Raw genomic sequence first — 13,855 nt, forward strand, 5'->3', positions numbered from 1 at the left:
TCATAGCTTGAAAAGGAAATTTTCATATCAAAAGTTATGGCTAAAGTTAAACACAATAATTTCTTGGATACGGTTGATGAAGTAATCACCAATGCAACCAATGCTGGGGTAATCCATCTCCATGCAGAGGGCAATGAATTAAACGGGCGGCGTATAACCATTAACGGGAAACCTTCCTATCACTTCGGAACCACGGGTTACTTAGGACTTGAACAAGATAAAAGGTTAAAAAGAGCAGCAATAGATGCTATTGAAAAATACGGAACCCAGTTTCCACTATCCAAAACATATATTTCGCACCCGCTCTATGCTCCGCTGGAAGAAAAAATATTTGAAATGTACCAGCACCCCATACTCATTACTAAAAATAGTACACTTGGGCATTTAGCAGTCATTCCCACAGCTATAAGGGATGGTGATGCGGTGATCTTGGATCACCAGGTACATTGGAGTGTTCAAAGTGCCACGGAGGTTTTAAAATCAAAAGGAGTAACAGTAAGGATGATCAGGCATAGCAATATGGATATGCTGGAACATTATATCAAAGACTTAAGAAATAAGGCCAATAAAATTTGGTATATGGCAGACGGGGTTTATTCCATGTACGGGGATTTTGCCCCTTTACAGGACTTAATGGAGTTGTCCAAAAAGTACCCGCAATTACACCTCTATATAGATGATGTGCACGGAATGAGTTGGAAAGGAAAGCACGGTTCGGGTTATGTTATGTCTGTATTGAAAGAGCTTCCCCAGAATCTACTCTTAATCGGCACGTTGAGTAAAACTTTTGGGGCTAGTGGTGCAGTGCTAGTATGTCCTGATAAAAAATTGCATAAAAAAATTAAAAATTTCGGAGGACCCCTAACATTTTCAGCCCAATTGGAACCTGCTTCAGTTGCTGCTGCCACTGCTTCTGCGGAAATTCATCTCTCCCCTGAAATCTATGAGCTACAGTCAGGTTTAGCTGCTAAAATTGAATATTTTAATAAATTACTAGAGGCTTCAGATCTACCGCTGGTACATAAGAATACCTCCCCGGTATTTTATATTGGTACAGGGTTACCGGCTACAGGATATAATTTTGTACGCAAAATGATGAATGCCGGTTTTTTTGTTAATCTTGGTTTGTTTCCAGCAGTTCCGGTTAAAAATACCGGAGTTAGAATCACGATTTCTAGGCATAACGAATTGAAAGATATTCAGGCCCTAGTGGATGCGATGAATTATTACTTTCCCCTGGCTATGGAAGAAACCCATACTGATTTAACCAGGATTTACAAATCATTTGGAATTCAAACAACCGAAAAGAATAATCCTGTAACTACTCAAATGGAAGAGCTAAATCTGGAATATACCCAAACCATTCAACAAATAAATAAATCGGAATGGGATACCTGTTTTTTCGGAAAAGGTACATTTGATTGGGACGGTCTTGATTTTTTAGAGAAAGTGTTTACCAATAATAATTTAAAGGAGCATAATTGGGCCTTCCATTACATTACCATAAAAGACAAAATAGGGAAAATCATTTTGGCGGCACCCCTTACTAGTGCGCTTTTAAAAAATGATATGCTATCGGATGCAAAAACCTCGAAAGCCATTGAAGAAATACGTGAACAGGATCCCTATTATATGACCGATATGGTGCTATCCTTAGGATCAGTTTTTTCAGAGGGAGCCCATTTGTTTTTAGACGATGATCATCCTCTACATATTCAAGCCATGCGGTTATTTCTAGAGAAAATTGATGAAATAAAGTCTAACGTAGGGGCTAAACTCATCATTTTAAGGGATTTTGAAAAAACAAATACGTTGAACGCTTTTCTTCACAAGCAAGGTTTTATTTCCTTAGAAATGCCCGATTCCTGTGAAATTGCCAACCTCAATTGGCGAAATGAAGAACAACATATTTCCACGCTCAGTAAACGCTCCAGGAAACATTTTAAAAAGGACATTAAGGCATTTGAGAATTACTTTAACACCAGGATCGTAAGCTCCCCTACCCCAGCAGAAATTGACAAATATTACCAGTTATTTGAAGAGGTTTGGAATAACAATTTAGGAATTAACACTTTTAAATTTCCTAAAAAACTATTTTCTGAAATGGTTAAAAGTCCGAAGTGGGATTTTCTAACCTTATATCTTAAAGCAGATAATCACGACGCATCGGATAAGATCGTTGGCGTGATGTTTATAACGCGATCCGGGAAAACTTTCATACCCGCTTTTGTAGGCATGGATTATGAATATAATGAAAAATTCAATGTCTATCGCCAGCTTTTATTCCAGGCAATAAAAATAGCCGGGATTTTCAAATTCGAAAAAATTAATTTTGGCCTTAGCGCCAGTTTTGAAAAAAAGAAATTGGGAGCCACTTTAATACCTAAAATAGCCTATGTTCAAGCAGATGATAACTTCAGTCTTGAAGCTTTGGATTGGCTACAAAAAGATTAACACCCCCTTTGAAGCATATTTTTAAATATTTACCCTTTAAAAAGCCGTATTGAAAATAGCACAGCAAAGGCATTATTTGTTTTCATTAAATACAAGTCTCATGTTCGAGAAAACAATGTCTATATTCAGCGAAAATGTCGAAAGCTTAATTCAGTCAGATAAACCTGATTTGAAGAAAGCTGAAGATGGCATTAGTTTATGTATTAAAATTCTTTCCAAATTACAAAAGCAAGTAGATAAGGATGATTTTGAAGATACTCAAGCCGAAATAGAGTTTTTTAAAAATATAAAACCTTTCCCTATGAGCTATCTTATTTATTTTACCGAAGTCAGGACTTGTGAATTAAAGCTCCCAAAGGTCGGAAACTCTCATAAAGTTCGTTACTTGGAGAAAGAGATTAAAAAGATCAATAGATTTTTTTCTGAAAATAACAGTTTTGTCAACTATATGGAGCAAAACCACAATTACCTGGATCCACAATTTTTCAGTCGCAGTGGTAAGATGGATTTCTCCTTTAGCCCAACCATTAACTATTATCAAAATCCCGAATTTTCGACCAGTCACGATATGCTATGGTCAAAAGTACAGGCGCTTTACCGCTATATACATTATATTAGGGAGAAGTTGGAACTGATTCAACCGGGAAGTAGCGGAGATTTCCGAGAACGCCAACCAAACCTTCTACTATGGTCAGGCTCTAAAACTTCTTTAGTAGAAGTAATCTATAGTTTATACTTAAAAGGGGATATCAACCACGGGACTGCAGATCTAAAAACGCTTATTTCTGCCTTTGAGGATTTTTTTAATATTAAGCTCGATAATTATCATAAGACATATAGTGAGATGAGAGCCAGAAAAGATCCAAGAGCCAAATACCTATACCAGATCGCTGTTAACCTAGAAGCAAAAATGCGACGGGATGATGAAAAGTGAATTTTTCGTAGTAAGTCGTAACTACGAAAATCAGCTCTCCATAATTTTTACAAAGAATTTCTACCTCTTCCCTCCTACCTGAACAGCAAATTATATCAATTTTCATCGTTTTCTATTAAACGTTAATTTTTTTCGTACTACGAAAAACCTAGGGAATAATTTCCTGAAAACAATTTCAATTTTATAGAACAGTTATAAACCAGGTCAGGAACAAACAAATGAAATGTTCCGAGCCATAAAATTTGTTCTATTATGCCAACATCAATTATTACTACGGACGATCTTCAGGATTTCAAAATGGAGTTACTCGAAGACATTAAACAACTGCTGAACCAGCAGAAATCAGGTAAAATAAAAAAATACCTGAAATCTGCAGAAGTAATGGATTATTTACAAATAAGTCCGGGAACACTTCAGAACCTACGAATAAATGGCACGCTACCCTTCACTAAGATTGGCGGTATTATCTATTACGATGCAGCGGAAATCCAGAAAGTCATGGAAGAGAACCGTGTACATCATTTAGAATATTAAGCAATGAATTATATTAAGCTTTTAAACGCCGCTTTTGAAAAATTCTATTTTGATGATCGTCTTAATCCAACGCATATCAGCTTGTATATGGCTTTATTCCAGGAATGGAATAGTAGCAGGTTTGCGTTGGATTTTTTCGTGAACCGAAGGGATTTAATGAATGCTTCAAAGATAGGTTCCAAATCTACCTATCACAGATGTATAACCGATCTGAATGCCTGGAGTTACCTGGAATACTTTCCTTCCAATAACCCATACAAAGGCAGTAAAATCAAGATGTCCATTATTGGGACAAGTGATGAACCGGAGGAAGCCCATTACGATCCCAAATTAGAACAACTTGCGGAACGCTACCATCCCATAAAGGAACAAGTAGTAGACCAGCAGCGTCCCGTCAGTGGACAAGTATTGGTATCTACAATAAACAATACTAAACCAATAAAACATAATAAACATCCAAACAGTTTGAAGGTGGTACTGGATTTTTTTAGTAATAAAAATTTTAATCCGGAATATGCAAAAGAGTTCTACGAGTACTATGAAGACAGGCAGTGGCAAACAAGCGATGGTTCTGAGGTGAGAGATTGGAGAGCTTTAGCAAAATATTGGGTCCATCAAAAAGCGCTTATGAAAGAAAAAAATAAGTTAAATAAAAAGCAAGCATCCCATTTCAAGGACAACCTGCGAACCACTAAAAATAAAGATTATGGACAACCCCTCTAAAATAACTGAAGGTGGCGTTGAGTATTCTCTGGGCAAATTTGATGGAACTTGTGTACATTACGACTTCCCAAAAATCTTGATTTATCTTAATGCAAAAGGAAAGCTGCTATTCGGTAAACATTTTAAAATTTATAAAAAAGATAAAGCTGTTCTATTAAAACTCACATCGTACTTCATACGGGATGAAGCTACTTGTAAAAAATTTGATATTGACATCAATAAGGGAATCTTACTTTCAGGGCCCGTGGGTTGCGGTAAAACCTCTTTAATGAAATTATTAAGGCATCTGGTTCCGGCTCAACGCCCTTACGAAATGATTCCTTGCCGAAATGTAACCTTTAGCTTTAATCATTTAGGATATAAAACTATCGAAGACTACGGTAATTCAAAATATTTTTGTTTTGACGATCTAGGTGTAGAGCCCCCGGGAAGATTTTATGGGAAAGACTTAAATGTTATGGGTGAAGTCTTACTCTCAAGGTATGAACTTTTTACAGAAACCCGTCAAAAACTAAAAACCCATGCCACTACCAATTTGAATGCTGAAGAATTGGAAGAACGTTACGGTAATCGTGTTCGCAGCCGGATGCGTGAGCTATTTAATCTGATTGCTTTTGAAAAACAAAGTAGAGATAAGCGATTATAATTCATGAGAATTTACAAATTATGGTAAATCATAAGTTTTTTGTTTAACATATTATTATATTTATGTTTTAAAGTAAAAGGATTTATTAAAGAGCCAATGAATTATCATTGGCCTTTTTTTGTTTTACATTAGTAATATCATAAGAATTTTATAATGCATATAAGTTCATTATCCCTAAGAAATTTTAGAAATTTCTATAAATCTAAATTCCTATTTAAAAAAGGAACTAATACTATAATTGGAGAAAATGGTTCAGGTAAAACTAACCTATTTTTTGCCTTACGGGTTTTAATTGATGATAAACTTCCAAGATATATAAGATTTTATGAGTCTGACTTTAATAGAAGCTTAGGAAAATGGGCTGGGCATTGGATGATTCTATCAGTAACTTTTGAAGAATTAGATGCAAGTGAAGAAGCCCAAGTGCTTGCCGTTCAATCTTCAGGAGATATGGAAGGAGGCAAAAAAACTGGAAGTTATGCGGTCTATTTTAGACCAAAATATCAATTTAGAAAAGAACTTTACGATTACTCGCAATCCCCTGATAAGAGTGTAGAAGGGCTTCAACTTTATCTCGATAAGCTCACTATCGATGATTATGAAACATCGTATCTATGTAGAGGTATGGGAGATTTTAGCGATGATGAAATTTACAAAAAATATGTTGGAGATTTTGAAACAGTTGAATTCCCCAATCCAGATTATAAAGAAGAACTAATATTTGGAACATTTTTACCAAGAGAAATTAGCGTACACAATGAAGTTTCTTGCACGTTTATCAAGGCACTTCGTGATGTTGAAAGCGACTTACGTTCCTATTCAACCAATCCCCTAATAAACTTGCTAAGAGGAAAAGAAAAAACTGTTGAAGTTTCAAAACAAACGGATATAATTGATAGCATTGACAAACTCAACGAGCAGATTAGTTCTCTTAAAGAAGTGAAAGAAGTTAAAGACGGAATTGATAAAAGTATTAAGGAGGCCGTGGGCACAACGTATGGGCCAAATATAGATGTAAAATCCGAGCTTCCGAATAACATGGAAAAGCTATTACAATCACTGAAATTATGGGTTGGAGACCCAGATGAAGAGGGTTATATGGGTAAAATATGGGAGCTTAGTCTAGGTGGTGCAAATATGATTTACCTATCACTCAAATTACTGGAGTATGAAAAAATTAGGACAGATAGAATCGCAAATTTTCTGCTGATTGAAGAACCTGAAGCACATATTCATACACATATACAAAAAACACTATTTGATAACGTGCAAACAAATAAAACCCAGGTTATCATTTCAACTCACTCAACACATATTTCGTCCGTTAGTCGCATAAGTTCAGTAAATATTTTGAGTAGAGGGAATAAGCAGACATTGGTATATCAGCCTGCAAACAATCTTGATGATGAATACATTACAAGAGCCGAACGATATTTAGATGCTATTAGAAGTAATTTACTTTTTGCAAAAGGGATTGTTCTAGTTGAAGGCGATGCAGAACAAATACTCATACCTCAAATGTTTAAAAAAGTCTTTGGGATTTCACTCGATGAAATTGGAGTTAGTCTTGTAAACATTGGGAGTACTGGCTTTAAAAATGTGGCGAGACTTTTTCACAATGATAGAATTAAAAAAAAATGTGCTATCCTTACTGATTTAGATGCTAGCATAGTTGACTTACCAGCCAATGAAGAAGATGATTCTACCTATCAGAAACATTGCAGGGCATCTCAAGTTAGTGGGGCAGAAAGAAAAGTAAAATTAGATAAGTTTTGCAAGAACAACGATTTTTTAAACCCTTTCTATTCAGATTATACATTTGAGGTCGATTTTCTTATGAATGGTAATAGTTACGAATTCGTAGAATCGCTTGATGAAATTTTCAAGCAACAGGCAGCTATCGATTCATCAAAGAAAAAATTGCAAGACAAATCAGTTTCAGTTGCTGGCGTAGAAGTTTTAAGATTGGCTGATAAGAAAGGTAAGGGATGGTTAGCTTTGGTGGTTGCTGATAATTTAGTGTATAATACCTATATTCCAGAATACATCTTAAGAGCAGTAGCTTTTGCTTCTTCACATTTAAATAATGCTTCTAAAGTTAAAACTGCTAAATACAGATTACGTAAAATTAGCCGTAGCAAAACCAATGAGTATTTTGAATTAGCAAAGAAAACGAGCTTTAAGGGTAAGGAAGACCAAGAGATTATTGATGAATATGTAGCTAGTTTTCCCAATGACCAATTTACCAAATTCTTATCGTATTTATGATTTTAGATACTTTAAGTACCCAGCAAAAGGATGCCGTTGTTAAGGATGGTAATGTACTTCTAACCGCTTGTCCAGGTAGTGGAAAAACTCGGGTAATTATACATAAGCTTGCCTATGCTTTAAAAAACATTGATGAAGACAGTAAACAAAGAATAGTCGCGCTTACTTTTACCGTGAGGGCCTCTGAAGAAATATATCGCAGATTAAATGCAATGGGCATCAACAGCAAGCGGGTTTGGTCTGGTACTTTGCATTCATTTTGCCTTGAGTGGATTATTAAACCCTATTCCTGTTATTTGCCGGAACTTGAAAATGGATTTTTAATTGCAGACGAAACTTATGCCTCGGATATTATAAGTGAGCTTAAAGAAAAACATAAATTAAAACCTATTGACCCGATTGATTTCAGATTCAATAGGGAAGGCACATTTGCCGAGCCAAAAACAATTCAGAAAAGAGTTCTTAAAGAGTATCACGCAAGGCTCCAAGCAGAGAAGTTAATTGATTTTGAACTTCTACTTTATTACTCTTATAAGCTCTTAACCAAACATCCCAAAATAAAAAAAACACTAGCTAATATTTTCAGCCTTATATGTGTTGACGAATATCAAGATACACAAGATTTGCTTTACGCAATTATTTCTTCTATTGTAACGGCTGGAGAAGGTAGTACAGACCTTTTTTTAGTTGGAGATACTGACCAGGCAATCTATGCTTCTTTGGGAGGTATTGCCAAGAGTCTGGAAGAAATACAAGATGAGTTGAATACTTTACCCATCGAACAACTTACGCTGTCTGGAAATTATAGGTCAACCCAAAAAATTATTGACTTTTATTCCATTTTTCAGACAAATCCTATTGACATCATAGCAATTGGTAAAAACAATAAAGCTGAAAGCACAATAACTTACAACCAAACCGTTGACAAAGGACATTTGGTTGATGAGATTGCACGACTTATAGAGCATAGCTTGGATAATGAAATTCCCGAGGATGAAATTTGCGTATTGGTACCACAATGGTGGTTAATAACCACAATCACAAAACAGCTAAGGGCAAAACTACCAGATGTAAACTTTGATGCTTCTGGTTTGGCACCAATGTCAAAAAATCGAAATAATATTTGGTATAAATTATCAAGGTTATTCTTGACACAACCAAAACCAAAAATATATTCATTGCGATACAAATGGTGTACTGAAGTAATCGAAAACTTCAAAGAACATACGAATACAGATTTCAAAGAAGAGTATCAAACAGAAAGGAACGTCTTAAGACTGATTAATTCGATTACATCTGATGAAACCGAAGGCATAGATTATCTAAAGGATTGTTTTGACAAATTTCTTGATGCTGTTGGCATTGACCAAAACATTTACGAGCAACTTCTTATAAATCGTAAGACCTTTTTCGATGTAATTAAGAGCCGCCTAGAGGACCCAACATTTCAAGTACCTAGTGATATAAAGTCCTTTATGAGTTTTTACAGAGAAATGTCAGGTGTTGTCATTAACACTTGTGTCGGTGTAAAAGGAGAAGAGTTTGAAACTGTGATTGCGTATGGATTACTCAATGGTTATGTTCCTCATTGGAATGACATTTTTAATGCAGACCCTGTGGCAGCTTCAAAAAAACTGCTTTATGTTATTTGCTCAAGGGCAAAGACCAACTTGCATTTAATTTCAGAAACTGGCAGACAAACTAGAGCTGGAAATCCTTTAGAGATTACACCAGAATTAAAAGGGTTAGATTTTGAATTTGATGAACTCTAAGCAATGATGAAAATTGATGTCTAACAGAAATCACTAGAGATTCAGAAGCTAATCTCTAGATATTCAAAAGAGAGTTTCGTATGCTTTTTTGCTGATTTTATCCGGCATCATCCAGAAAGAGGTAATATGGGTTTCGCAAAAAAAATTAAATCGAAATTAAAAGACTCTTTATACCTGATTATGCTAAGGCTCTCAACTCCTACTGAAGGGAATGAAGAGCTTTATTACTCTAAAGAAAATGATTTGGTTCTTCAAGAAGTAGCAGGTATTCTTTCGCAGATAGTTAGCTTTTATTTATCCGAAAATTATCCTGCCGGTTTCTTCAATGATATCTCTGATAAGAGAAAACAACTAGTTGTTCATGAAATGGCATTCAAAAATTACTTTCAAAATGGGATTTTAAATTATAGGGAACAGGAGATAAATAAGTTAATTAGATTATTCAAGCCCTATCAAGATAAAATCAAAAAAAGATTAGAAATAGACTTTAAAACTTTGATTGATCTGTGTAATTATTCGGAATCATTTTATCGTGAAAAATCAATTAAGTCCAAGTCGTTTATATTGGATAAAAACTTTGATAAATTAACTCGATTATCTGCCAACGGATTAATAGATGAGCATAAATTCAAAGAAAAATTCTCAGAACTACCAAGTGATACTCTAGAGACTTTTTGGAGTTTTGTAGAAAAACCTCACCAAAGTTTACTTTTCAAAAAAGCAGACTATTATCCTTCTTTTCAAAAAGAAGATATTGACACTTATTGTCGTTTATTTTCCATTGATATCAAAGATGTTCACGACAACTTATTTTATTCTGAAGGAAATCCTTTAGAACAAAAACCTATTATTAAGATTAATAATGATGAATATTTAAACGTGCATCAAAAACAATTACCATCAGCTTTTTATGATTTACTCTACGATACCCTCACTAAGACAAACAAAGAAAAAGAACAACTAAACCTTCGAAGAGGTAAAGTTGTATTGGAGAACCATACTTTAGCTATATTTAAAAAAATTTTTAAGAAATCCAAGAAGATAAAAATTTTCACTAATTATTTCGTAAACAACCTACCTGAGGAAAAGGATATATTAGTTTTGGTAAATGGCAATGCTTATATTATTGAATGTAAATCATCTAGATACAGAGAACCAAGAAGAGTTACTGAACAAGCATATCCAAGAATCAAATCGGATTTTAAAGAATGTATTCAAAAAGGTTATGACCAATGCTATCAGGTGGAACAGGAGTTATTGAACAATGATATTGTATCTATAAGTTACAAAAAGGAACACGAAGTAATTTATACATATAGTATTAATGAGATTTTTTCAATCGTAGTTACTTCCGAAAGGTTTGCTTCCATACAAACAGATTTAGGATTATTGCTTAACAAAGAAAATGATGAAGACCCCTATCCGTGGTCTATATATGTTGATGATTTAGAAACATTTCTAAAAGTCCTAAATTATAAATTTAATAATCCCGCTAGAAAATTTTTTGAATTTTTAAAGTATAGAGAATTATTGCACGGTAGATTAATAACTAATGATGAATTGGATTTGTGTGCTATGTTTTTGAAAACACCAAAACATTTCAAGGAATTATGTAAAAGTGATTATACGGTTATAACAGATCCGACACTACAAAATTTTTTTGACGAGCTATACTTCAGTGAAAAATTAAAATTCAATCTTGAAGTTTTTTAACTCTTATGAAATACTTCATTGAATAAAAACACCAAAATCTACTAAAAACACTAATATTTATTTCAATAATATCGATCTCTTTATCATCCAAGCCTAAAGCAATCACTATTCTTTTCTTATTTCAGTTTCTTGTCCAAAAATGATGTACATATTCAGGAACAAAATCACAAAACTGACGTCTTTGTACCCTTCTCCCCTTTCCACATTTCAAGTTATCAACACCTCATTTTCAGAATTTCATAGAATTTAATGCTAAATGAAAGCATTGAAAATCAATTTAATATAAAAAATATTTTATTCACAATTCATTGATTTTCAATTATTTAAGTGATTAAATTTCTAATTTTCTCATAACGAAAACGAGCCAAAATTTAAAATTATTCGTTATGAAAAAATCTATCTCTCTGGCAACTTTTTTCTCGTTGCTATCCACGTCACTTTTTGCGCAAATCGGTGGGATCGAAGATTCCGTAGCCGATATTTCCGATACTATAAGGAATATATTTCCAATCATCCTTGGAGTCATCTTTTTAGTCGGCTTTCTTTTTAATGCCGGCCACTTCTTTGGGGAAAACTCCGATTTGAAAAAAGGAATAACCCGGGTGTTGGTCTTTGTTCTTATCGCAGGCGCTGTGGTAGGCATCTTCACCTATTTGATCACCATTGTAGTCTAGATCGGAAGCTAAGCCAGATTTAAAAATACACAAAGGAACAATTATGAAAAAGTATGAACCTTATAGGAATATTCGAAAAGGTGCGGTAATCTTTGGGCTTCCCCTTACCCTATTCGCGCTAATGATGCTTTCGATAATCGCGTCCCTACTGGTGATCATTTTCTCCTTCAGTCTGGGTGTGATTATTAGCGCCCTGCTCTTTAATGCATTCTTGTATATCGGGTTAAACCGTATCAGTAGGCTCCTGGAATTTCTACAAATGACCGGGGCATTTCCAAAAATGATTAGTAATAAAAGAAACTCAGGTATCGATTATGAAGAAGATTAATCTTTCCTCCCACTGGCCGATTGCTGATATCCGGGATAATATTATTTTCGCCAAGAATGGTAATGTTGTGCTGTGTTATCAGCTGGACCTACCTGAAATCTATTCTTTATCGGAAAAAGATTTTGAAGACCTGCACGCCACCTGGTTCCAGGCGCTTAAGTCCCTACCGGTAGGTACAGTAGTGCATAAGCAGGATATTTATGAGAAAAAGGCATTCACTGCAACGTCACTTCCAAACAAAACCTTTTTGGAAAAGGCCACCCAGAATCATTTTAAGGATCGGGAGTTTATTGAACACCGCTCTTTATTATTCTTTACCCTGACTCGAAATAAGACTTTACAGCATCCGAAATACCTAAACCCTTTTCGAAAAGTCTCCAAAGAAATTGTAAGGGAACTGGATGCCAACCTTAAAAGCTTTATCGGATCAGTAAACGATTGTGTTTCCTTTATTGCTAACAGCCGAAAGGTTTCTATAAAAGCATTACCACCAGAAGAAATCACCAAACTCACTACGGAATATTTCAATGGTTTCAATGATGGTTTCGATACTGATATGCTACTGGAAAAACAACATATTCAAACGGGGAACAATTATTTTGATGCTCTGGCTATCAATAGCGAGCTGTGCTTTGGCGAAAGGGTACAGTCAAGCAAGACCAATGAGAAATTCACATCTGATGACTTTGTATTTCACCAGGGGTTTATTGATGGGCTGGGGCTTCATTTAAGAGAAAACCATATAGTCAACCAGGTACTCTACCTGGATGATAAACACAAATGGCGCAAGCTACTGGATAAAAAAGTAGAAGAGCTCAGCAAGAGTTCCAACTTTGGCTCTCAAAACAAAGTCATTTTAGGAAAGATCCAGGAAATCCTGGAGAAAATTAATAGCGATGATAATGCGCGGATTATCCGTGGCCATTTCAATGTAATCTTTTGGGATCGCGATCCTCGTAATTTGGAAGGCATTGCCTCTAAAATTAAGGCTGAGTTCAAGGAACTCGATATTACCCCTTACGCTCCACGGGGTGAGGAACGAAAAAATTACCTGCTAAACAGCTACTGCTGCTTCTCTTCCAATTTTTCCGATGAAGATCTCTATGTCACCGATTTGAAACATGCCTTGTGCCTTTTTATCAATAACAGCAATTATAAATCGGATCCTAACGGTATCATTTTTAATGACCGTGAACATAATATTCCCGTAATAAAAGATGTTTGGGATGAGGGAAAGAAACGCATTAAGGCGCGAAACTTTTCCATCTTCGCCCCTACCGGGGAAGGGAAATCCTTTCTGGCCAATAACATCCTTCGTCAATATTTTGAAAACGGGGTGCGCCTGGTTATTATCGATCTTGGAGGTTCTTATACCAAGTTCGCTAAGCTCTATCCTGATAAGTACACTGTTTTGCGCTACGAGAGCGGAAAAAGTCTAGGTATTAATCCTTTCTACATATCCAATACCAATGATGTAAGCCCGGATCGGCTGGAGGATCTTTCGGTGTTCCTATTGGAACTCATTGCTGCAGATGACAAGGTTACTAAAGCACAATCCGTAGCCATAAAAAAGATCCTCCGTTACTATTACAAAAACACCACGGGAAACCATTCCTTAGATAGTTTTTACCGTTTTATCGAGCAGCGAAAAGATGAGCTGCTGGAGACCCTTAAAATCCATCCCGACTACTTCAATATTACCAACTTTTTGCACGTGCTCTCGGAGTATGTCGGCGATGGTCTATACAGCTTCTTATTTGAAGTTAGCGAAGATCAAACTTACAAGATCGAAGATAAGCGGCTGATTGT

At 35.3% G+C, this 13,855-nt stretch carries 11 protein-coding genes; all 11 read left to right on the forward strand.

The genetic code is table 11. From position 1 onward, the window contains the following. Positions 1-36 precede the first annotated feature (36 nt). A complete protein-coding gene (locus B4F31_RS17960; RefSeq protein WP_208225744.1) occupies positions 37-2,454 on the forward strand; it encodes a bifunctional aminotransferase class I/II-fold pyridoxal phosphate-dependent enzyme/GNAT family N-acetyltransferase in 2,418 nt (805 codons plus the stop codon). Between the two features lie 100 nt (positions 2,455-2,554). Further along, positions 2,555-3,388, forward strand: a complete 834-nt coding sequence (locus tag B4F31_RS17965; RefSeq protein ID WP_208225745.1) for an RteC domain-containing protein — start codon at positions 2,555-2,557, stop codon at positions 3,386-3,388. A gap of 252 nt (positions 3,389-3,640) precedes the next feature. Continuing rightward, positions 3,641-3,922, forward strand: coding sequence for a helix-turn-helix domain-containing protein (locus B4F31_RS17970; protein WP_208225746.1), 282 nt, complete (start codon positions 3,641-3,643; stop codon positions 3,920-3,922). 3 nt (positions 3,923-3,925) lie between these two features. Further along, complete coding sequence (locus B4F31_RS17975) at positions 3,926-4,645, forward strand: hypothetical protein (protein WP_208225747.1); 720 nt, start codon at positions 3,926-3,928, stop codon at positions 4,643-4,645. Then, entirely contained in the window at positions 4,629-5,291 is a 663-nt protein-coding gene (locus tag B4F31_RS17980) for an ATPase (protein ID WP_208225748.1), read from the forward strand. The genes B4F31_RS17975 and B4F31_RS17980 overlap by 17 nt, the downstream gene beginning before the upstream one ends. A 153-nt stretch (positions 5,292-5,444) precedes the next feature. After that, positions 5,445-7,559, forward strand: a complete 2,115-nt coding sequence (locus B4F31_RS17985) for an ATP-dependent nuclease (protein ID WP_208225749.1) — start codon at positions 5,445-5,447, stop codon at positions 7,557-7,559. Beyond that, positions 7,556-9,331 (forward strand): UvrD-helicase domain-containing protein, encoded by a 1,776-nt coding sequence (locus B4F31_RS17990; RefSeq protein ID WP_208225750.1) that lies wholly within the window; start codon positions 7,556-7,558, stop codon positions 9,329-9,331. Before B4F31_RS17985 ends, B4F31_RS17990 begins: the two co-directional genes overlap by 4 nt. Before the next feature lie 126 nt (positions 9,332-9,457). After that, entirely contained in the window at positions 9,458-11,044 is a 1,587-nt protein-coding gene (locus B4F31_RS17995) for a hypothetical protein (protein WP_208225751.1), read from the forward strand. A gap of 386 nt (positions 11,045-11,430) precedes the next feature. Then, on the forward strand, positions 11,431-11,718 hold the full coding sequence (locus tag B4F31_RS18000) for a hypothetical protein (RefSeq protein WP_208225752.1): 288 nt from the start codon (positions 11,431-11,433) through the stop codon (positions 11,716-11,718). A 43-nt stretch (positions 11,719-11,761) separates the two neighbouring features. Beyond that, positions 11,762-12,046 carry a hypothetical protein gene (locus tag B4F31_RS18005; protein WP_208225753.1) on the forward strand — a complete coding sequence of 95 codons (285 nt, stop codon included), beginning with the start codon at positions 11,762-11,764 and terminating at the stop codon, positions 12,044-12,046. Next, positions 12,033-13,855, forward strand: a 1,823-nt coding sequence (locus tag B4F31_RS18010; RefSeq protein WP_286761873.1) for a helicase HerA domain-containing protein, incomplete at its 3' end; no start/stop codon positions are given. The genes B4F31_RS18005 and B4F31_RS18010, both read left to right, overlap by 14 nt.

The sequence above is a fragment of the Salegentibacter sp. UBA1130 genome (assembly GCF_002311535.1).
GTDB classification, from domain to species: Bacteria; Bacteroidota; Bacteroidia; order Flavobacteriales; family Flavobacteriaceae; genus Salegentibacter; species Salegentibacter agarivorans.